15 protein-coding genes and 1 pseudogene are annotated in these 21314 nt (G+C 65.0%); 9 read left to right on the top strand and 7 right to left on the bottom strand.

All coding sequences use genetic code 11. From position 1 onward, the window contains the following. The first annotated feature begins 16 nt into the window (after positions 1 to 16). Positions 17 to 637, top strand: coding sequence for a TetR/AcrR family transcriptional regulator (locus ACVIN2_RS32880; protein WP_027519406.1), 621 nt, complete (start codon positions 17 to 19; stop codon positions 635 to 637). 6 nt (positions 638 to 643) lie between these two features. On the opposite strand, the pseudogene hutU reads toward ACVIN2_RS32880, so the two are convergent. From hutU to hutI, 3 genes and pseudogenes are all read right to left on the bottom strand, one after another. Continuing rightward, positions 644 to 2315: pseudogene (gene hutU, locus ACVIN2_RS32875) on the bottom strand (urocanate hydratase). Positions 2316 to 2328: 13 nt separating this feature from the next. Then, complete coding sequence (hutH, locus tag ACVIN2_RS32870) at positions 2329 to 3888, bottom strand: histidine ammonia-lyase (protein ID WP_456768777.1); 1560 nt, start codon at positions 3886 to 3888, stop codon at positions 2329 to 2331. Then, a complete protein-coding gene (gene hutI / locus ACVIN2_RS32865) occupies positions 3885 to 5099 on the bottom strand; it encodes an imidazolonepropionase (RefSeq protein ID WP_456768776.1) in 1215 nt (404 codons plus the stop codon). The genes hutH and hutI overlap by 4 nt, the downstream gene beginning before the upstream one ends. A gap of 84 nt (positions 5100 to 5183) precedes the next feature. Between hutI and ACVIN2_RS32860 the strand changes: the two genes are divergently transcribed. From ACVIN2_RS32860 to ACVIN2_RS32830, 7 genes are all read left to right on the top strand, one after another. Continuing rightward, positions 5184 to 6542, top strand: coding sequence for a formimidoylglutamate deiminase (locus ACVIN2_RS32860; protein ID WP_456768775.1), 1359 nt, complete (start codon positions 5184 to 5186; stop codon positions 6540 to 6542). Beyond that, positions 6539 to 7267 (top strand): histidine utilization repressor, encoded by a 729-nt coding sequence (hutC, locus tag ACVIN2_RS32855; RefSeq protein ID WP_456768774.1) that lies wholly within the window; start codon positions 6539 to 6541, stop codon positions 7265 to 7267. The genes ACVIN2_RS32860 and hutC overlap by 4 nt, the downstream gene beginning before the upstream one ends. Before the next feature lie 105 nt (positions 7268 to 7372). Further along, a complete protein-coding gene (locus tag ACVIN2_RS32850) occupies positions 7373 to 8317 on the top strand; it encodes an ABC transporter substrate-binding protein (RefSeq protein WP_456768773.1) in 945 nt (314 codons plus the stop codon). A 73-nt stretch (positions 8318 to 8390) separates the two neighbouring features. Further along, the gene (locus ACVIN2_RS32845; protein ID WP_007601313.1) at positions 8391 to 9164 is read left to right on the top strand and encodes an ABC transporter permease; all 774 of its coding nucleotides are present in this window, start codon (positions 8391 to 8393) and stop codon (positions 9162 to 9164) included. After that, complete coding sequence (locus tag ACVIN2_RS32840) at positions 9161 to 9946, top strand: ABC transporter ATP-binding protein (protein ID WP_456768772.1); 786 nt, start codon at positions 9161 to 9163, stop codon at positions 9944 to 9946. The genes ACVIN2_RS32845 and ACVIN2_RS32840 overlap by 4 nt, the downstream gene beginning before the upstream one ends. Further along, positions 9939 to 11171, top strand: coding sequence for a hydantoinase/carbamoylase family amidase (locus ACVIN2_RS32835; RefSeq protein WP_456768771.1), 1233 nt, complete (start codon positions 9939 to 9941; stop codon positions 11169 to 11171). Before ACVIN2_RS32840 ends, ACVIN2_RS32835 begins: the two co-directional genes overlap by 8 nt. A gap of 1154 nt (positions 11172 to 12325) precedes the next feature. Next, positions 12326 to 13465 (top strand): MFS transporter, encoded by a 1140-nt coding sequence (locus ACVIN2_RS32830; protein WP_456768770.1) that lies wholly within the window; start codon positions 12326 to 12328, stop codon positions 13463 to 13465. Positions 13466 to 13471: 6 nt separating this feature from the next. On the opposite strand, the gene ACVIN2_RS32825 is transcribed toward ACVIN2_RS32830, so the two are convergent. After that, entirely contained in the window at positions 13472 to 14461 is a 990-nt protein-coding gene (locus tag ACVIN2_RS32825) for a Bug family tripartite tricarboxylate transporter substrate binding protein (protein WP_456768769.1), read from the bottom strand. A 296-nt stretch (positions 14462 to 14757) separates the two neighbouring features. Between ACVIN2_RS32825 and ACVIN2_RS32820 the strand changes: the two genes are divergently transcribed. Further along, on the top strand, positions 14758 to 17595 hold the full coding sequence (locus ACVIN2_RS32820) for an ATP-binding protein (protein WP_456768768.1): 2838 nt from the start codon (positions 14758 to 14760) through the stop codon (positions 17593 to 17595). A 23-nt stretch (positions 17596 to 17618) separates the two neighbouring features. Here ACVIN2_RS32820 and ACVIN2_RS32815 read toward each other — a convergent pair whose 3' ends face one another. The 3 genes from ACVIN2_RS32815 to ACVIN2_RS32805 all read right to left on the bottom strand — a co-directional run bounded on the left by ACVIN2_RS32815 (position 17619) and on the right by ACVIN2_RS32805 (position 21289). Beyond that, complete coding sequence (locus ACVIN2_RS32815) at positions 17619 to 18557, bottom strand: aldo/keto reductase (RefSeq protein WP_456768767.1); 939 nt, start codon at positions 18555 to 18557, stop codon at positions 17619 to 17621. Positions 18558 to 18650: 93 nt separating this feature from the next. Beyond that, positions 18651 to 20147, bottom strand: coding sequence for an MDR family MFS transporter (locus ACVIN2_RS32810; protein WP_456768766.1), 1497 nt, complete (start codon positions 20145 to 20147; stop codon positions 18651 to 18653). Next, complete coding sequence (locus tag ACVIN2_RS32805) at positions 20144 to 21289, bottom strand: HlyD family secretion protein (RefSeq protein ID WP_456768765.1); 1146 nt, start codon at positions 21287 to 21289, stop codon at positions 20144 to 20146. Before ACVIN2_RS32805 ends, ACVIN2_RS32810 begins: the two co-directional genes overlap by 4 nt. Between the last annotated feature and the right edge of the window lie 25 nt (positions 21290 to 21314).

Genomic DNA, 21314 nt, shown 5'->3' with positions numbered 1-21314 from the left:
GCCAAAGCGCCGCAACATGCGTGCGGCCGACCGCGAGCGCGCCATCCTGGACGAGGCAATCCGATTCTTTGCCGAGCGCGGCTTCGAGGGGCAGACGCGCGAGCTCGCCAAGCGTCTGGGCATCACGCATTCGGCGATCTACCGCCACTTCCCGAGCAAGGAAGCGCTGATCGAGCGTGTCTACCAGGAGGTTTATCTCAGCCGCTGGTCGCCCGATTGGGGTCCGATGATCCGCGACCGCTCGCTATCGCTCGAGGCCCGGCTGACACGCTTTTATCTCGACTATGTCGAACGCGTGTTCGAATACAATTGGGTGCGGATCTTCGTCTTCTCCGGCATGAAGTCGTTCGGCATCACCGGCCGCTATCTCGACATCATCAGGCGCGAGATCATCGAGCCGGCGGCCGGCGAGCTGCGCCACGACCTGAAACTGCCCGAAGCAAAGACACATCCGCTCGGCGAGCGCGAGACCGAGCTGTTCTGGGGCCTGCACGGCCGGATTTTCTATCTCGCCATCCGCAAATTCATCTACGCGACGCCAATCCCGGCCGATCTCGACGCGATCGTTCGCGATGCCGTCCAGACTTTCATGGACGGCGCGAAGACGACGATGCCGAGGCTGCTGGCGCGCGACTGAGCCCGGTTAGGTCGTCAGGCTCGGCAGATCGAGCCCCTTGTCGCGGGCGCATTCGATCGCTGTGTCGTAGCCCGCGTCGGCGTGGCGCATGACGCCGCTGGCAGGGTCGTTCCAGAGCACGCGCGCGATCCGCTTCGCCGCTTCCGGCGTACCGTCGGCGACGATCACCATGCCGGCATGCTGGGAATAGCCGATGCCGACGCCGCCGCCGTGATGCAGCGACACCCAGGTCGCGCCGCTGGCGCAATTGAGCAGCGCGTTGAGCAAGGGCCAGTCGGACACAGCGTCCGAACCGTCCTTCATCGCTTCGGTTTCGCGGTTGGGGCTCGCCACCGAGCCGCTATCGAGATGATCGCGGCCGATCACGATAGGAGCCTTCAACTCGCCACGCGCCACCATCTCGTTGAAGGCAAGGCCCAGGCGATCGCGATCGCCGAGCCCGACCCAGCAGATCCGCGCCGGCAGGCCCTGGAACTTGATGCGCTCTTTGGCCATGTCGAGCCAATTGTGCAGGTGCTTGTCGTCTGGCATCAGCTCCTTGACCTTGGCGTCGGTCTTGAAGATGTCCTCGGGATCGCCCGACAGAGCGGCCCAGCGGAACGGCCCGACGCCGCGGCAGAACAAGGGACGGATATAGGCGGGGACGAAGCCGGGGAAATCGAAGGCATTCTTCAGGCCCATGTCCTGCGCCATCTGGCGGATGTTGTTGCCGTAGTCGAGCGTCGGAATGCCCTGCACATGGAAATCCAGCATGGCCTGGACGTGCTCGACCATCGAGGTCTTCGAGGCGCGCTCCACGGCCTTGGGGTCGGCGGCGCGCTTGGTCTCCCCACTCCGCAAGCGTCCAGCCCTTCGGCAAATAGCCGTTGATCGGATCGTGCGCACTGGTCTGGTCCGTGACGATGTCCGGCCTGACGCCGCGGCGGACCAACTCGGGAAAAATCTCAGCGGCATTGCCGAGCAGGCCGACCGAGACCGCCTTCTTCGTCTTCGTCGCCTCCGCCATGATCGCAAGCGCGTGATCGAGCGTGGCGGCCTGGCGATCGAGATAACCGGTGCGCAGACGCATCTCGATGCGGCTCGGCTGGCATTCGACCGCCAGCATCGAAGCCCCGGCCATGGTCGCAGCCAACGGCTGCGCGCCGCCCATACCGCCGAGACCGGCGGTCAGAATCCATTTGCCGGCAAGGCTGCCGCCATAGTGGCGGCGGCCAACTTCAACGAAGGTTTCGTAGGTGCCCTGCACAATGCCCTGGCTGCCGATATAGATCCAGGAACCGGCCGTCATCTGGCCGTACATCATCAGGCCCTTGCGATCGAGCTCGTTGAAATGGTCGAGCGTCGCCCAGTGCGGCACGATGTTGGAGTTGGCGATCAGGACGCGCGGCGCGTCGGCATGGGTGCGGAACACACCGACCGGCTTGCCGGACTGGACCAGCAGCGTCTGGTCATCCTCGAGCTCGCGCAGCGAAGCAACGATCCGGTCAAAGCTCTCCCAGTCGCGCGCGGCGCGGCCGATGCCGCCATAGACGACGAGCTCGCTTGGACGTTCTGCAACGTCGGGATCGAGATTGTTCATGAGCATGCGCAAGGGCGCTTCCGTCAACCAGCTCTTGGCGCTGATTTCGCTGCCGCGGGGTGCGCGGATGGTGCGGTCATTGTCCAGTCGGCGGTTCATGCGGAACACCTCGTCAGGCAAGTGTCGGAAACGGGTCGGTTGAAAGCACGGCGAGCGCCGCAGCCGGCAGCGCGTCGGCCTCGACCAGCGCTGCAGCCTTGGCGAGATCGCCGGCCATGTAGCGGTCGGCGCCGAGCGGCGGCACCTGCTCGCGAAGTGCGGCGATGACGGCAGCGAGCGGCGCGCTGGTTGCATGCGGCGCGCGCAGCGTGATGCCCTGGGCGGCGACCAGCAGCTCGATGCCCAGGATGGTGGCGAGATTGTCGGCCATGTCCGACAGCCGCCGCGCGGCATGCGCGGCCATCGAGACGTGGTCTTCCTGGTTGGCACTGGTCGGTGTCGAATCGATCGAGCAGGCGGCCGCGCGCTGCTTGTTCTCGGCATAGAGCGCGGCCGCCGTCACCTCGGCGATCATGAAGCCGGAATTGATACCGGGATCGGGGGTGAGGAACGGCGGCAGGCCGAAATTGAGCGCGGGATCGACCAGCGTCGCGATGCGCCGCTCGCTGATCGCACCGATTTCCGACAGCGCAAGCGCAATGGTATCCGCCGCAAAAGCCACCGGCTCGGCGTGGAAATTGCCGCCGGAGACGATCTCGCCGGTCTCGACCAGCACGAGCGGATTGTCGGTGACGGCATTGGCCTCGACGATCAGCGTTCGCGCCGCCTGCACGATCAGGTCGAGCGCCGCACCCGCAACCTGCGGCTGGCAGCGCAGACAATAGGGATCCTGCACGCGCTCGTCGCCTTCGAGATGCGACAGGCGGATGTCGCTGCCGTCGAGCAGCGCCATCAGAGTTGCCGCCGCCGCGGCCTGTCCGGAATGGCCGCGCAGCGCCTGGATCTCGGGGCGGAACGGCGCCGTCGAGGCCATCGCCGCATCGACCGACAGCGCGCCGGTGACGAGCGCAGCGCGAGCCATGCGAAATGCGCGCAGCACGCCGGAGACGGCGTAGGCGGTGGAGAATTGCGTGCCGTTGATCAGCGCGAGCCCTTCCTTGGGACCGAGCGTCAGTGGCGTCAGGCCGGCGGCCGCGAGCGCTTCGCGGCCCGACACCGTCTTGCCGTCGACGATCGCCTGCCCTTCGCCGATCATCACAGCTGTCATATGCGCGAGCGGCGCGAGATCGCCGGAAGCACCGACCGAACCCTGCTGCGGCACCAGCGGTGAGATGCGTCGCGCCAGCATGGCCTGCAACTGCTCGATCACCTCGCGGCGCACGCCGGAGGCGCCGCGCCCGAGCGAAATGATCTTCAGCGCCATCATCAGCCGAACGATCGGCTCGGGAGTTGCCGCACCGACGCCGCAGCAATGCGAGACGATGAGATTGCGCTGGAGCAGCGCGGTCTGGTCCGGCGGAATCCGCTTCGAGGCCAGCTTGCCGAAGCCGGTGTTGATGCCGTAGACGGGAGCATCGGCTCGCGCAGCGCTTGCAACGATCTCCGCGGCCGCGTCGACGCGCGGCCAGAATGCGGGATCGAGAACGACAGATGCGCCGTCGAGCACGCGCGCGAGATCATCGAGGCTGACCGTTCCCGGCTTGACAACGATCGGCGCGCGCGGCTCCGTCACTGTCCCCTCCACACCCGGCGGTGCAGCGGATTGAAGCCGATGCGGTAGACCAGCTCGGCAGGGCGCTCGATGTCCCAGATCGCAAGGTCGCACCATTTGCCGGCCTCGAGCGTGCCGGTATCATGGAGCACGCCGAGCGCCCGCGCGCCTTCGCGAGTGACACCGGCAAGGCACTCGGTCACATTCATCCGGAACAGCGTCGCGCCCATGTTCATGGCGAGCAGGAGCGAAGTCAGCGGCGAGCTGCCCGGATTGCAGTCAGTCGCGAGCGCCATGGCAACGCCGTGCTTGCGGAACGCCTCGACCGGCGGTTTTTGCGTCTCGCGGATGAAGTAGAAGGCGCCGGGCAGCAGCACGGCCACCGTTTGAGCTTTTGCCATCGCCGCTGCACCGGCTTCGTCGGTGTGCTCGAGGTGATCGGCCGATAGCGCCGAGAATTTTGCGGCGAGCGCAGCGCCGCCGAGGTTCGAGAGCTGGTCGGCATGCAGCTTGACCGGCAGTCCAAGCCGCCTCGCTGCCTCAAACACCCGCGCCGTCTGCTCGCCGGAAAATGCGATCCCCTCCATGAAGGCATCGACGGCATCGGCCAAACCGGCCTTCGCGACCGCCGGCAACATCTTCCTGCAGACGAGATCGATGTAGCGATCCTTGTCGCCGTCGGCCTCTGGCGGCAGGGCATGCGCACCAAGAAACGAGGTTCGGATCGCGACCGGCCGCTGACGGCCCAGGCTTCGCGCGGCGGCCAGCTGCCGCATCTCGGTCTCGGTGTCCAAGCCGTAGCCGGACTTGATCTCGACCGTGGTGGCACCCTCGCCAATCAGCGCATCGAGCCGCGGCAGCGCGAGTGCTACGAGCTCGGCCTCGCTTGCCTTGCGCGTCGCGGCCACCGTCGAGACGATGCCGCCGCCGGCGCGCGCGATCTCCTCGTAGCTCGCGCCCTTCAGGCGCAACTCGAATTCATGGGCGCGGTTGCCGCCATAGACCAGATGGGTGTGGCAATCGACGAGACCGGGCGTGATCCAACGCCCTTCGCAATCGATGCGTTCGGCTGTATCGGCATTCGCCGGAAAATCGGTCTGCGAACCCGCATAGACGATACGGCCGCCGCGCACGGCGATCACGCCGTGCTCGATCTCACCGAGATCGGGACGATCGGCCCGCATCGTGGCGAGCCGGGCGTTATGCCAGATCCGGTCGAAGCGTTCTGCCATGCAACTGTCCCTTCGCTTGGGATGCTTGACTTATATGTCTAGACATATAATCGTGTCGCGGTTCTGTCCAGCCGGCATGGAAACATGACACGACTGCATTTCGCCTCCGCGCTCCTGCCTTCGGGCTGGGCCAATGACGTGCAGGTGGTGATCACCGCCGGCGCGATCGCCGAGGTGACGCCGGGCGTGGCCCTGGCCACCGGCGACGAACGCCACGAAATCGCGCTTCCGGGACTTGCGAGCTTGCACAGCCACGCGTTCCAGCGCGGCATGGCGGGTCTCGCGGAGCTGCGCGGCGACAGCACCGATACCTTCTGGACCTGGCGCGAGACGATGTATCGCTTCGCGCTGGCGATGACGCCCGACGACGTCGCAGCGGTCGCGACACTGCTTTATGTCGAGATGCTGGAGCAGGGTTTCACCCGCGTCGGCGAATTCCATTATCTGCATCATGATCGCGACGGCTCGCCCTACGCCGACATCGGCGAAATGGCCGCGCGCATCGCGCAGGCCGCAGAGGCCTCGGGTATTGCGCTGACGCTGCTGCCGAGTTTTTATGCGCATGGTGGCTTCGGGGGCACAGCACCGCATGCCGGCCAGCGCCGCTTCATCTGCACGGTTGATCAGTTCGCCGCGCTGGTGGGCGCCTCGCGCAAGGCGCTCGCAACATTGCCGGATTCCAACATCGGCGTCGCGCCGCACAGCTTGCGCGCTGTGACGCCGGGCGAGCTTGCAGCGATCATTCCGCTCGCGAACGGCGGACCGGTGCACATTCATGCCGCCGAGCAGGTGAAGGAAGTCGAGGATTGCCTGGCTTGGTCCGGACGACGTCCGGTGCAATGGCTGCTGGAGCACGCGCCCGTCGACCAACGCTGGTGCCTCATCCACGCGACCCATACGACGGATGAAGAAGTCACTGCATTCGCCAAGACCGGCGCGGTCGCCGGACTCTGCCCCATCACCGAGGCAAGCCTTGGTGATGGCATTTTCCCGGCCCGCGAATTCGTCGGTGCCGGCGGCGCCTTTGGCATCGGCACGGATTCCAACGTGCTGGTCGGCGTCGCCGACGAGCTGCGCCAGCTCGAATATGGCCAAAGGCTCAAGCACCGCGAGCGCAACGTGCTTTCTGCTGGTGCAGGCCGCTCGACGGGACGCGCCCTGTTCGATCATGCGTTTGCAGGCGGCGCGTGGGCACTGGGACAGACGTCCGTCGGTCTCACGCCAGGTGCGCGCGCTGACATCGTCACGCTCGACATCACGCATCCCTCGCTGGCGGGACGCGCGCGCGACGCCGCCATCGACGGCTGGATCTTTGCTGCTGGCAGCGGTGCGATCGATTGCGTCTGGGCCGGCGGCGACAAGGTCGTCGAAGGCGGCCGGCACAGACTGCGCCAGGCCGCGCGCGAACGCTTCAACGCATCGGTGCGGAGGCTCGTTGCATGAGCCTCGCCACTGATACGACCGACCAGCCTACGCTCTACAAACGGATTCGCGCCGATATCGAGAAGCGCATTCTGACCGGCGAGTGGCCGCCCGGGCATCGCATCCCATTCGAGCACGAACTGGTGGCGCGTTACGGCTGCTCGCGCATGACCGTGAACAAGGCGCTGTCGGAGCTCGCGCAAGCCGACCTGATCGAGCGGCGGCGACGTGCCGGCTCCTTCGTCCGCCGGCCGCAACATCAGTCCGCCGTGCTCAAGATCGCCGACATGCGCGCCGAGATCACCGCGCTCGGGCGCGCTTACAGCTACGAGCTGATCGGTCGCAAGCTCCGCGCCGCGACGGCGGCCGACCGTGACCGCCTCGGTGTCAAGAAGGCCGGCAAGGTGGTCGCGATCACCTGCCGCCACAGCGCCGACAACGTTCCTTTCGCCGTCGAGGACAGGCTGATCGATCTCGCGTCGGTGCCGGATGCGGCGACCGCGGATTTTTCGCGTGAGCCGCCCGGCTCGTGGCTGCTTCACCATGTTCCATGGACAGAGGCCGAGCATACGATCAGCGCCATCGTCGCGGACGATCGCACGGCGGAAGCGCTCGACATCGCCGTCGGCGCACCCTGCCTCGTGATCGACCGCTATACCTGGCGCAGCGCGCGCACCATCACCGCGGTGCGGCTGCTCTATCCCGGTGACTCTCACCGCCTTGTTGCCCGATTCAAGGGAGGCTGAGAGGACGTGTCGGCACAAATCGTGCAACGCTTCGGGCAAGGGTCCAGGAGGACCGACCAAGATCAACAGGACGTCAATCCATCGATCGGCAAGAGGACGACAATCATGCGTAGTTCGAAAGTTTTTGCGACAATCATTGCCCTCGCAGCTTCCACCCCGGTGCTCGCCGACGACGTCAAGGTCGGCGTCGGCATCTCCGGATGGACCGGCTTCGCGCCGCTGACGCTGGCGAAAGAAGCCGGCATCTTCAAGAAGAACGGCCTCGACGTCACCATCAAGAAGATTCCGCAGAAGGACCGCCATCTCGCGATCGCCTCCGGTGACGTCCAGTGCGCGGCAACGACCGTCGAGACCTGGATCTCCTGGAACGCCAACGGCGTCGCGACCAAGCAGATCTTCCAGCTCGACAAGAGCTTTGGTGCCGACGGCATGGCCGCGCGCAACGAGCTCGCCGCGATCAAGGATCTGAAGGGCAAGACGGTTGCGGCTTCCGCGCCCGGTACCTCGCCCTATTTCGCACTGGCCTGGATGCTCAAGAAGAACGGCCTGTCGGTGAAGGACGTCACGGTCGTGAACCTCGAGCCGGCCGCCGCCGCGCAGGCCTTCGTCTCCGGCCAGAACGATGCCGCCATGACCTATGAGCCGTATCTGTCGACGGTTCGTGCCGCACCCGACAAGGGCAAGATCATTGCGACCACGCTCGACTATCCGATGGTCATGGACACGTTCGGCTGCACGCCGAAATTCCTCAGCGAGAACCCGAAGGCCGCCAAGGCGCTCGCCGACAGCTATTTCGAGGCCCTCGACATGATCGCCAAGGACCAGGCCAAAGCCTACGAGATCATGGGCGCCGACGTGAAGCAGAGCGGCGAGGCGTTCGGCAACTCGGCAAAGTATCTGCGCTGGCAGGACAAGGCCGCGAACCAGAAATTCTTCGCCGGCGATTTCCTGACCTTCAACAAGGAAGCCGCCGACCTCCTGCTGGAGATCGGCATCATCAAGGCCGCGCCGAAGGTCGAGGATCTCTTCGACGCCAGCTACATCAAGTAAATCTGCCAGGAGCCGCCGGCCCCGTCTCGCGACGGGACCGGTAAACTTGTTCACCGCCCGGATAGAAATTTAGATGCGTCCCCTCGATCCCGTGACGTCAAGGCAGCGCGTGGCTTACGGCCTTGCGTTCTTCGTAGTGTTCGTTGCCCTGTGGTCCTGGGCGACCTTCGGCGGCCACGTGTCGAAAGTGTTCCTCGCCAACCCGCTGACCATGGTGCAGGAAGGCGTCGATCTGATCATCAAACAGGGCTTCCTGTTCGACATCGGCATGACGATCTGGCGCGTCGTCGGCGGCTTCGTACTGGCCGCCATCATCGCCGTGCCGTTCGGCGTGCTGATGGGCGCATACAAGCCGGTCGAGGCGTTCCTCGAACCGTTTGTCTCCTTTGCGCGCTATTTGCCGGCTTCCGCCTTCATTCCCCTCCTGATCCTGTGGGCCGGCATCGGCGAGCTGCAGAAGCTGCTCGTCATCTTCATCGGCTCGGTGTTCCAGATCATCCTGATGATCGCGGTCACCGTCGGCACGACGCGGCGCGACCTGGTCGAGGCGGCCTATACGCTGGGGGCCAGCGACCGCGGCATCATCCGCCGCGTGCTGTTGCCCTCCTCCGCGCCTGAGATCGCCGAGATCCTGCGGCTGGTGCTGGGCTGGGCCTGGACCTATGTCATCGTCGCCGAGCTGATCGGCTCCTCCTCCGGTATCGGCCACATGATCACCGACAGCCAGGCGCTGCTCAATACCGGCCAGATCATCTTCGGCATCATCGTGATCGGGCTAATCGGCCTGGTCTCGGACTTCCTGTTCAAGGCGTTCAACGCTTGGCTGTTTCCCTGGAGGCTCGCATGACGATCCTCAAGATCGAACAGGTCTCGCGAACCTTTCCCGCGCGCCACGGCAACGCCCCGACCAGGGCACTGGAGCCGACCGATCTTGTGATCGGCAACAACGACTTCGTCACCATCCTTGGCCCTTCCGGCTGCGGCAAGTCCACGCTGCTTCGCATCGTCGCCGGCCTCGACCGCCCGACCGGCGGACGTGTGGTGCTCGATGGACGCGAGGTCACCGGCCCGGGCGCCGACCGCGGCATGGTGTTCCAGTCCTACACGCTGTTTCCCTGGCTGACCGTGCGCGAGAACATCGCCTTCGGGCTGCGCGAGCGTGGCGTGTCCGAGGCGGAGCGAAACAAGATCGCCGACGCTTTCATCCGCCAGGTCGGCCTGTCCGGCTTTGAGAACCATTGGCCAAAGCAGCTCTCCGGTGGCATGCAGCAGCGCACCGCGATCGCACGCGCGCTCGCCAATGATCCCAAGATCCTGCTGCTCGACGAGCCCTTCGGCGCGCTCGACAACCAGACGCGCGCCTTGATGCAGGAAATGCTGCTCGCGATCTGGGAGCGCGACCAGAAGACCGTGCTGTTCGTGACCCACGACATCGAGGAAGCGATCTTCCTCGGCAGCCGCGTCATCGTCATGAGCGCACGCCCCGGCCGCATCAAGGCCGAGATCAATGTGGACCTGCCGCATCCGCGCTCCTACAAGATCAAGACCACGCCCGAATTCGTCCAGTTGAAGGAACGGCTGGTCGAGGAGATCCGCACCGAAGCGTTGAAGGTTGCCGAACATGCCTGACACTTTGTCACGCGCAAACGGGATGCGCGTTCTCGCCGATCTCAATGCGCTCCGTGCCATCGGCGCCTACAAGACCGGCGTGCACAAGCCGACCTTCTCCGAGGCGCACAAGCTTTCGCTGGATTGGTTGGTGCGGAAGCTGCCCGACGCGGGCCTCTCCGCCGCGATCGACGGCATCGGCAATGTCTTCGGCACCAGCGCAAAGGCGGGACCCAAGCTGCTGGCGGGATCGCATCTCGAAAGCCAGAACTACGCCGGCTGGCTCGACGGCCCGCTCGGTGTCGTCTACGCGCTCGAAGCGGCGCGCGTGCTCAATGCTGATCCCTCGCTCGAAGGTGCGGTCGAACTTGCCGCCTGGTGCGACGAGGAAGGACACTTTGGACATTTCCTCGGGTCGCGCTCCTATGTCGGGCAAGTGACCGAGGCCGACATCGATGCCGCATGCGACCGTACCAGCGGCCGCACCATGCGGGACGCACTCGCCGACATGGGGCTCGCAGGACGACCGCGCATCGCCGCGGAGCCGGGCCGGCATGTCGGATATCTGGAAGCGCATATCGAGCAGGGCGACACGCTCGAAAGCGGTCGCCTTGCGGTCGGCGTCGTCACCTCCATCGTCGGCATTTGGCAATACCAGATCAATTTCGTCGGTGAGCAGAATCACGCCGGCACCACCCGCATGGCTGCACGGAAGGATGCCGGGCTGGCGCTGGCAAAGTTCTGCGTCGCCATCGACGCGCGTTTTCCCGAGAGCTGCGGCCCGCGCACGGTCTGGACCACCGGCCGCATCACGCTCGATCCCGGCGCGCCGAGCATCATTCCAGGTGGTGCCGAGATGTTGTTCCAGATCCGCGACGACGATCCTTCCGTCATCGCGCGGCTGGAGGAATTTCTGCGCACGATGGCGGACGAGGTCAGCGCGAAAGGCCCCTGCACCGTCACCGTAGAAAAACTGCGCACCGGCGCGCCGGCCATGATGAACGCGGGCATCCAGGACGCGATCGAGGCCGCGAGCAAGGATCTGGCCGGCGGCCGCTCCATCCGCATGCCCAGCGGCGCCGGCCACGACGCGCAGATGCTGGCGACAATCATGCCCGCGGGCATGCTGTTCGTACCGTCGATCGGCGGCATCAGCCATCACTGGACCGAGAACACCGCCGATGCCGACATCGTCACCGGGGCCCAGGTATTCGTCGACGCTTGCCGGAGGATCTTGGCAGGCTAGAACGGCGTGCCGCCCCCACTCTCTCCCCCATCGTCATTGCGAGCGTAGCGAAGCAATCCAGAATCCCTCCGCGGCGGCAGACTGGATTGCTTCGCTGCGCTCGCAATGACGGAGTATGAGGCGACGGCTTCGTCCTCCCAGCACCACTGTCATTCCCCGCGAAAGCGGGGAATCCAGTACGCCGCGGCTTCTCGGTTCAATCATAACTGTCTCGGAATACTGGATCGCCCGGTCAAGCCGGGCGATGACAGGGAGTGTGTAGCCGCAGACACGCCTTCGCCTTCTCGCGGCGCGTTTCGCCCGAGCTTTGCTTCGTCATTCCACCCTCAAAGCCAAGAGGGCGCAGGGAAGGCCGGGTGCCGGCTGGCACCCGCGGTCCGCTGCGCGAAAAGCACACGCAGGAAAACCGCACAGCAGCATACAGGTGTAGCCAATCACTCGGCCTTCCCTGCGCGATGGTTGGACGGCTTATGCCGTGCTCTCCCGGGAGCCGAGTTCCCTTTGGCCTCCCTCGCCCTCACAGAAGTCGCCGACACCGCGCCGGTTGACGCCGATGCCGCATCCGCAAGAACTTGACCGTAGCAACGACGGCCAGGACCACACGGTTTTGCCGTACGCACGGCTCGCCATTTCGCCGCAGTATTCCCAGCCCTGTCGACGGAGCCGGAAACTTACAGACGAGACGAAGCCTAGCAGCGCCGCTCGTCGGAACGAAGCCTTGGGCTCACGGAGAGCAATCCGCCCTGCCCGACTCCTCGCACCCGAACGCTGCCGCGTCCACCGCAAGCCCGGCTCGCGAACGTGACGACCACAAGATCGCCCCTCAAGGATGAGCCGGGGTGGGCCACACATACGCCAAAACCGAATTTCGGTAAAGTGGAATATATTTGTAGGAAGGGGTTGACGGGCTGGCGGGTGTTTTGCCCGACGGCAAGTCTTGTAGCCCGGATGAGCAAAGCGACATCCGGGACTCTCGCAGCGGTCCCGGGTATCGCTTCGCTCACCCGGGCTACAGGAGCTCACTCCTTGGTTCGCACTGGCGTTCCGTCCGCCCAGGGGCCGCCTGCGACAATTCGAGTCCGCCGTGGACATAAAGACGCAACAATTGCGCGGCTTGTCGATCGCCCCGCCCTAATTCCCTCCCCGGAGTTCCCATGTCTTCTGCCGACAGGCCAGCGACACGCCTTGCGACCAGGCTTGCCTTCCTCGTCGCGGGCTTCGGCATCGCGTGCTGGGCACCGCTGGTGCCGTTCGCGAAGGCGCGGCTCGCCGTCGACGACGGCATCCTCGGACTGCTTCTGCTCAGCCTTGGCATCGGCTCGGTCATCGCGATGGTTCTGACCGGCGTGCTGAGCGCGCGCTATGGCAGCAAGCCGATCATCATTGCGGGCGGGCTCGGTCTTGCCTTGGTCCTGCCTCTGCTGACAATCGCGAGCTCGCCCGCGACGCTGGCGCTGGCACTCCTCGCATTCGGCGCCGCGCTCGGTTCCATCGACGTCGCCATGAACATCCACGCGCTGGAGGTGGAGCGCGCCGCGGGACGTCCGCTGATGTCCGGCTTCCACGCGCTGTTCAGCATCGGCGGCTTCGCCGGGGCCGCGCTGATGACCGCACTGCTCTCGCTGCAACTCAGCGCGCTCGCTTGCACGCTAATCTGCTCCGTCCTGATGCTGATCGCGATGCTGGTGGCCTGGCCGCGGCTGCTTCGCTCCGTGCAGGTGCAGGAGGGACCGCTGTTCGTGCTGCCGCATGGCGCCGTGCTCCTGCTCGCACTGCTTTGCGCCATCACCTTCCTGGTCGAAGGCGCGATGCTCGATTGGGGCGCGTTGCTCGTCATCGGCGCGGGCCTCGTTTCCGAGGCGCAAGGCGGGATCGGCTATATCGTGTTCTCGGTCGCGATGACGATCGGGCGGCTCGGCGGCGACGCCGTCGTGGCGCGCATCGGAGACCGCACCACATTGTTCTGGGGCAGCCTGATTGCGATCGCGGGTTTCGTGGTCCTGCTCACCGCCCCCGTCGTGGCGGTGGCTGTGGCCGGCTTCCTGCTCATCGGCCTCGGCGCATCGAACCTCGTGCCGGTGCTGTTCCGTCGAGCGGCGAGGCAGACGGTGATGCCCACGGGACTCGCTGTCGCGGCGATCACGACCGCCGGCTACGCCGGCGTTCTCGTCGGCCCCGCCGGTGTCGGCTTCGTCGCACGCTTTGGCGGATTGCCGGTCGCGTTCTGGCTCCTGGCGGCGCTGATGGGCCTCGTCACGCTGACGGCGCGCATTGTTACGCGCGCCGACGGCTGAGCGGCCTCACAAATTGCTCAGCCCGATCGATTTGATCAGGGGCGCGAGGCTTGCGGATGTGGCCTCGACGATGCGCTGGAATTTGTCCGGGCTTGAATCGTTATCCGGCTCCATGCCCTGGGCGCGATAGCTCGCCAGAAGCGCCGGTTCGGCCATGGCGAGCCGCGTCGCCTGCGCGATCCGGTCGATGATCGCATCGCCGGTGTCCTTGGGTGCGAACAGACCGAACCAGCCCTCGTACCGGATGCCAGGCATGCCGGATTCGACGGCGGTCGGGATCTCGGGCGCGCCGCTCAGCCGCGTTTCGGTGGTGACCGCCAGCAGTCTGACTTTCCCCGCTTGAGCCAACTGCTGCAATTGAACGGACATGACGGCAATGACGAGCGATATCTGGCCGCTGACGAGATCGTTGGTCGCCTGCGCGATGCCCCGATAGGGCACGTGGACGATGTCCAGCGCGCCGGCCTGCTGCTTGAAGGATTCGCCGACCAGATGGTTTCCGGTGGCAATCCCAGGCGTGCCATAGGACAGCTTTCCCGGATTGGCTTTCGCATAGGTGATCAACTCGCGCAGGTTTGCGGCGGGCACCGAAGGATTGATGGCGAAAACCAGCGCGCTGTTGATCAGGCGGTAGATGGCGCGGAAATCGCTAACGGAATATCCGGGATTCGCCGACGTCATGGGAATGATGACCTGCGTGCTGCCGTTGCCGAGCAGCAGCGAATAGCCGTCGGGCTCCTCGCGCGCGACCGCCGCGGTCCCGATGGCACCGCCCGCGCCGCCGATATATTCGACGAAGGTCGGCCCCAGCAGCGACGGCATCCTGTCCACCCAGGGGCGCGCGATCTGGTCGCCCGATCCGCCGGCTCCGTAGGGAATCACCAGGCGAATGGGACGAGACGGATAGTCGGCGGCTTGTCCGTTGCGGGGAAGCGCGGTGAGCGCCGCCGCGCTTGTCAACGCGTGCACGAATTGTCGCCGCGTGAAAGAGGTCATGCTGCAAATTCCGGAAGTCGGCAGTCAATGTCGTGGCGGGACCGGCTCCCGGACCATGCCATCGCAGCAATCCGGCACCACAGTCAATGCTCCATCCGGACAAACCCCGGTGTCATCGCATTGTCACGTCGGCCTAACTCTTTACTTTCCAAGCATTATTCGGTGAGCGAGCCGACCCAAGCCGTCCACGCAGGGCTGCCAGCCCTGCCCACTGCTTTCGACCAGTTTACTGTACGCCTCGTTCTGGTAGACCAAAAAGTAATACCTTTTGACTCCCTTCGAGGGGGCGATGGCGCGTGCCAGATCGTAGCGAAGACTCGGCCATTTCCTTTGGGCCATTTCGACTGTTTCCGAAGTCACGGCTCTTGGAGAAGGAGGGCTCGCCGCTTCATGTCGGCGGCCGCGCGCTCGACATTCTCATCTTCCTTGCCGGACGCCCCGGAGAAGTCGTCGACAAGAGAGAGCTGGTCAAGCGCATCTGGGCCGGCGTCAATGTCGACGAGGGCAGCCTGCGCTTCCACGTCGCGGCGCTGCGCAAGGCGCTCGGCGACACCGGCAAGTCGGCCCGTTACGTCGTCAACGTGCCCGGCCGCGGCTATTGCTTTGTCGCCTCTTTCGCTCAAGCAGCTCCGCCGGCCGCCCCGCTTTCGGCCGAAGCCGCCCCTCCCCGCTCCCTGCCCGCTCAGCTCACAAGGATGGTCGGCCGGGAAGATGTCATCGAGAAGATCTCGAACGGACTTTCGCTCTATCGCTTCATGACCGTCGTCGGCCCGGGCGGCATCGGCAAGACCTCGGTCGCCGTCACCGTCGGGCATCGCCGTTCCCAGGATTTCGACGGGCGAGTCTTCTTTGTCGATTTCGGTCCGCTGAGGGATGCCAGTCACATCGCGACCACCATTGCTTCGGCGCTCGGACTGACCATCAGCGCGGAAGATCCGACGCCGGCCCTGCTGACGTTTCTGAAGACCGGCCCGGCCCTGCTGATCTTCGACAGTTGCGAACATGTGTTGGATCAATTGGCGCCGCTTGTCGAGCACATCGTTCGCGAGGCACCGCAGCTTCGTGTTCTCGCAACCAGCCGCGAATCGTTCCGCAGCGAAGGCGAGCGGATTTTCCGGCTGTTCCCGCTGGATTGTCCGCCCGAGCGCGAAGGGCTTGCTGTCGACGAGGTCCTTGCCTATCCCGCGGCTCAACTCTTTGTGGACCGCATTGCGCAGAGCTCGGGCCCGTTCCAGCTCAGTGCAGAGGAGGCGCCCCTCGTCGCGAGCATCTGCCGGCGCCTCGACGGCATCGCGCTGGCGATCGAGCTCGCGGCGGGCCGCGTCAATGCCTACGGCATCGCCGGCACGGCATCTTTGCTCGACAGCCGCTTTTCGCTGCAATGGCGCGGCCGGCGCACCGCCGTGCCGCGGCACCAGACACTCGCCGCGGCGCTCGATTGGAGCTACGACCTTCTGCCCGTCGCGGAGAGCGCCACGCTGCGACGCCTGTCGGTCTTTGCCGGGCCGTTCGCGCCGGAGGCAGCTGCGGCCATCGCGTCCGGTGACGGCCTCAACGCATCCGAGACTCTCGAAGCAATCGACAGCCTGGTGACCAAGTCGCTGATTTCGCCGTCCGGCTCGCGGACGCTGCGCTATCGGCTGCTCGACACCACGCGCACCTATGCATACGGAAAACTCAACGAGCTCGGCGAAGCCAGGCAGTTCGCGCGGCGTCATGCCGAGCACTTTCGCGATTTGTTCGAGCGCGCCGAGGCCGATATTTCGACGCCGCTGCCCGAATGGCTGAGCATCTATGGCGCGGAGCTGGACAATGTGCGCGCGGCGTTGGACTGGGCCTTCGGGCCCGACGGCGAGGCGAAACTCGGTATCGCGCTGACGGCGGCCGCGGTCACGCTGTGGGTGCGTCTTTCGCTTTTCGCGGAATGCCGTGAGCGCAGCAGAACGGCGCTCGCAGCGCTCGGAGACACCGCCGACGACGACCGCATCCGCATGCAGCTGCTGTCGGCGCTCGGCTGGTCGCTGATGTATGGCGAGGGCCGCGCGCGCGAGGCGCGGCCGATCCTCGAGACGACCCTTGAGCTTGCTGACAGGCTCGACGACAAGGACTTTAGGCTGCGCGCGCTCTGGGGCTTGTGCATCGACCAGTTCAACAACGGACAGTTCGGCAAGGCCCGTGCGCTCGCCGATCGTTTTGCGAACGCGGCTGCGAACTCGCCCGACAAGACCGATGTCATGCTGGGCGACCGGCTGATGGCCGTGGCGCTGCATTATCTCGGGGATCAGAACGAGGCTCGGCTACGCATCGAGCGGGTCAGTGCATCGCTGCATGTATTGGCGGAGAAGCCGAAAATCTTTCCGCTCGATCTGAGAATCTCGACGCAATATTTTCGGGCTCGCATCCTGTGGCTTCAGGGCCTCGCCGATCAGGCTCAGGCCCTCACGGCCAGGAACATCGAGGAAGGCCGCGCCAATGGTCACGCGCTGACCTTCTGCAGCGTGCTCGGACAGGCCGCCTGCCCGATCGCCTTCTGGTCCGGCGATTTCGAGGCCGCGCAGCGTCACGGCGCCGAGCTGCTCGAGCACACCGAGCGCCACGCCATCCGGCTGTGGGGCCTGTGGGCAAGGGCCTTCAACGCCGCAGTCATGGTCAGACGCGGCGACTCGACCGGCCTGCCACTGCTGCGCGAGGAGCTCAATCGCGCCGGCGATGCACGCTTCCTGCCACGCTTTCTGCCCCTGCTCGGCGAGCTCGCCGCGTGTTCCGGAGAAGCCGACCAGGTCGATCGCGGGCTCGACGTGATCGAGGACGTCCTGACCCGCTGCAACGACCGGCAAGAGCTCTGGTATCTGCCGGAGCTGATCCGCATCAAGGGAGAGTTGATGCTCAGGAGCACGCGGCATTCAGAAGAGGCCGAGGCGCACTTTCGCGAGGCCATGGACATTGCCGTCCAGCAAGGCGCGCGCTTCTGGGAGCTGCGAAGCACGGTCAGCCTGGCGCGGTTCATGATTGGGGCTGGCCAGACCACGGCAGCCTTGGCAATTCTGGAACGCGCATGCGGGCCCTTCACCGAGGGCGCCGGCATCGCAGAGATCCGCAGCGCCCACGATTTGATCGAGCAGCTCCGGGCTTGACGAGTCGGCTGACCGGCACCTATTCATCCAGCCCGCGGGATGAATCCGGGCACGCCGGTCTCGACGACCGTGTTGAACCTGATGTTTGTCGTGATCTGGTCCCTCATCTCTCGCATGGCGTCTTCGGGCAAGGCTGAAATATCGAAGTTTTCCTGGATGCGCCGGGGATTGGTCGAAGTCGTCAGGAAAGCGGTGCCGCGCTGGACGGCCCACGCCAGCGCAATTTGAGCCGGTGTCTTGTGCAAACGCTCCGCGATGGCAGTGATCACCGGATCGGCCAGGACGTTCGGCTTCATCGCGTGCCCGAGCGCTGCAAACGCCTGCAACACAATCCCGTGCTCTCGACAGAAGTCGAGCAGGTCCCATTCGGGTAGATACGGATGCGCTTCGACTTGCACCATGGCGGGCCTGATCCGTGCGACCGCAACGATCTCGCGCAACTTCTCCAGGGTGATGTCCGACAGGCCGATCGACTTGCAATGCCCCTCGTCGACAAGGCGTTCCAGCGCCCCCCACGTCTCCGCCAGCGTAACCCCTGAATCATAGATAACTCGACCGTGTTCATCCCTCGGGTCCTGCTCGTCGCCGGGTTGAAAGGCGAAGGGCGTATGGATGATGTAGCAATCGATCTCGTCGAGGTGCAGCCGCCGGCGACTGGCGTCGAAGGCAGGCCTGACCCGTTCCGGCCGATGATTGGTGTTCCATAGCTTTGTCGTAACGAACAGGTCATTGCGCTGAAGCGTCCCCGCCTTGAACGTCTCCTGCAGCGCATCGCCGACCGCTTCCTCGTTGCGATAGCGCTCCGCGCAATCAAGATGTCGAAATCCGGCCTCCAATGCTGCCTTGGTGGCCTGCCTTGTCACGAGCGGATCCGGAATGAGTGTGCCGAATCCCACCGCGGGAATCGTCCCGGATTGATGAGTTGGAATCCTCGTATAACGAAGCTTATCTGACGAAGTCATGCTCATACTCCTTTGGTTGTCCTCGGCTCCCTCAAAGGTGAGGGACGAGGTATTCGGAATTGATGATGCGATGTCGTTCCACGGCTCCAGGCGTTAACCGGTAGGCCGCGGCTTACGGAGAAAAAACACGAGCGGAATCACGACGAGCATGGCGAACATCAGGATCTCGAACTGGTCGATGACCGCGACGGTCGCCGCCTGACGCGTGACCATGCCGTTGAGGGCGGCAAGGCTTGGCTTCGCGATCGGCCCCCCGACGAATGCAGCGACTCGGTAGGGCGTGAGGTTCTTTGCGAGTGCGACGTGCACAGCCTGCGTGTTAGCGTAGAAGAAGAGCTGGACGACTGCGATGCCAATCGTGCTGCCATAGAGGCGCGACAGGTTGATCAGCGCGCTGCCTTCCGGGCGGAGCTTCGGATCAAGCGTGCCGAACGCGGCCCTGGCGAGCGCGGGCAGCAACATGCCGAGACCCGCTCCCTGGAGCAGGCCGGCCTCGACCACCGGCCGCCAATCCATCGCCGGCGAATAGCCGAGCATCAGCCAGTTGGCGTAGACCACCAGCGTCATTCCACCCACGAGGAACGGCCGGTAGTCGATCTGCGCGGGGACCAGGCTCGTCAGCACCAGCGCTCCCACCAGCGCGACGCCGCGCGGAACGCTCATGTATCCGGTGGTATCGACGGGGTAGTTGAGCAATTCCTCCAGCATCGGGGACGTCAGGGCCAGGGTCGGCAGCAGCACGAAACCAAGCGCGAAGGAGATGACCGTCGAGAGCACAAGATTGCGGTCCCTGAACAGCGCCGTGCGGAGAAAGTGCTCCTTTGTCGTCATGACGTGCACGATGAAGAGATAGAAGCCGAGCACGGAGGCGCCCGCCTCGATCCAGATTTCCGTCGAGGCGAACCATTCGAGGCGCTCCCCGCGGTCGAGCAACATCTGCAACCCGATCATGCCGACGGAGAACGTCGTCAGGCCGAAGAAGTCGAAGGGCTGGCTCCGCTCCGCCCGCTTCTCGCCGAGCAGCTGAGCCATCGTCAGGAAAATGAAGCCCGTCATCGGCAGGCTGAAATAGAAGATCGCGGGCCACCCGTAATATTCACTGAGCCAACCGCCAATGGCCGGGCCGCTGCTGATGCCGAGCAGGGAGCAGACGGTCCACGCCAGGCTCATGCGCGCATGTCGCACCGGCGATGTCGCCTCGAGCAGGATCGCCAGCGAGAGCGGCGCAAGAGGTCCGCTCGCCGCGCCCTGGAGGATTCGCGCCAGCACGAACTGAATCGACGTCGTCGCCAGCGTGTCGAGGGCGAGACCCAACACGAAGATCGCGACAGCGGCCTGATAGACCACTTTCCGGCCGTAGCGTCCCGCCAGCCATTGCGTGATCGACATGGTCACGGCGCTCGCGGCGATATACGAGGAAAACACCCAGCCGACTTCGTCATTGGCCATCGAGAGCGTCGCCTGAATATGGGGTAGCGCCGCGTTCGGTATCGAGATGTTGACGGCCTGCATGTAGGTCGCCATGAGGGCGGCCGCGGCGATCGCGTGATGACCGCCGGGCGCAGTGGTCGATGGGAGGGGCGTACTCATTTGCCCTCCGTCGCGAGCGCGGGTTGGAGCAGATTGAGCCAGGTGCGGCGATAGCCGGTATCAACCCGTGCCGTCACGCTGATGCCCGAGAACAGCGGCCGGCTTGGATCGAGATCGTCGAGTTCCAGGCGCACCGGCAATCGCTGGACGACCTTGACCCAGTTTCCCGTCGCATTCTCGGGCGGCAGGAGCGAGAAGTCCGAGCCGGTGCCAGGACTCATGCTGACGATATGCGCCCTGAACTTGCGATCCGGATAGGCATCGACGTCGATCGTCGCCTCCTGCCCTGGACGCATATGAGTGAGACCGGTCTCGCGAAAATTCGCCTCGACCCAGACGTGCCGGCTCGACAGCAGCGAGAAAGTCGGTGCCCCGGCATTGACGAAGCCGCCGATCTGGAGATCGTCGACCTTGGTCACGATGCCGTCGTCCGGCGCCGTCACGGTGGCATAGGAAAGATCCAGCCGCGCACGGTCGAGCTGTGCCCTGGCCGCGCGAACGGTCGGATGGCGATCGATGTCGATATCGGCATCGCCATTAAGGGCAACGACCGTGTTGGCGATCTGCTGTTCGATCGACGCCATGCGGTGGCGAGCGACCTTCATGTCCGTCTCGGCCCGCTCGTAGACCGCGCGTGGCGTGAAGTCGGAGGCAACCAGCATCTTCTTGCGGTCGAATTCGCGCTCGTCGAAGGTCGCCGTCTCTTTGGCCGACTGCAGCTCCGCCTGCTGCTGACGATGGGTCGCCTTGAGGGATTCGATCTGGAGCCGCGCACTTCCGAGGCGCGCCTCGGCCTGGTCGACGGCAATTTCATAGGGCTCCGGGTCGATGCGAAACAGCACCTGCCCCCGTCGGACGCGCTCGTTGTCACGCACGGCGATCTCGACCGCCTGGCCGGAAACCCGGGCATTGATGGTCACCTTGGCGGCGCGAACAAATGCGTCATCGGTCGAGACATATTGCTCCTGCGCCAGATAGATAAAGGCGCCGACCACGGCCACCGCCATCGGCAGCGCGAGCATCAGCGGCCGTCGCAGCCGCTTGCCGAGCCCTGCCCCGAACCATTGCGCGGCAGCCTCGCTCGGGCGGAAACTGTTGCGATCGCCGAGCCCGCCGGCGATTGGCGCGAAATCGAAACGCATCGAAGGATCCTCGGGTTCAATCTAA

It is taken from the genome of Bradyrhizobium sp. USDA 3650, assembly GCF_054057395.1.
Note: the sequence above shows the minus strand (reverse complement) of the source record. Positions and strands in the feature narration are given on the sequence as shown.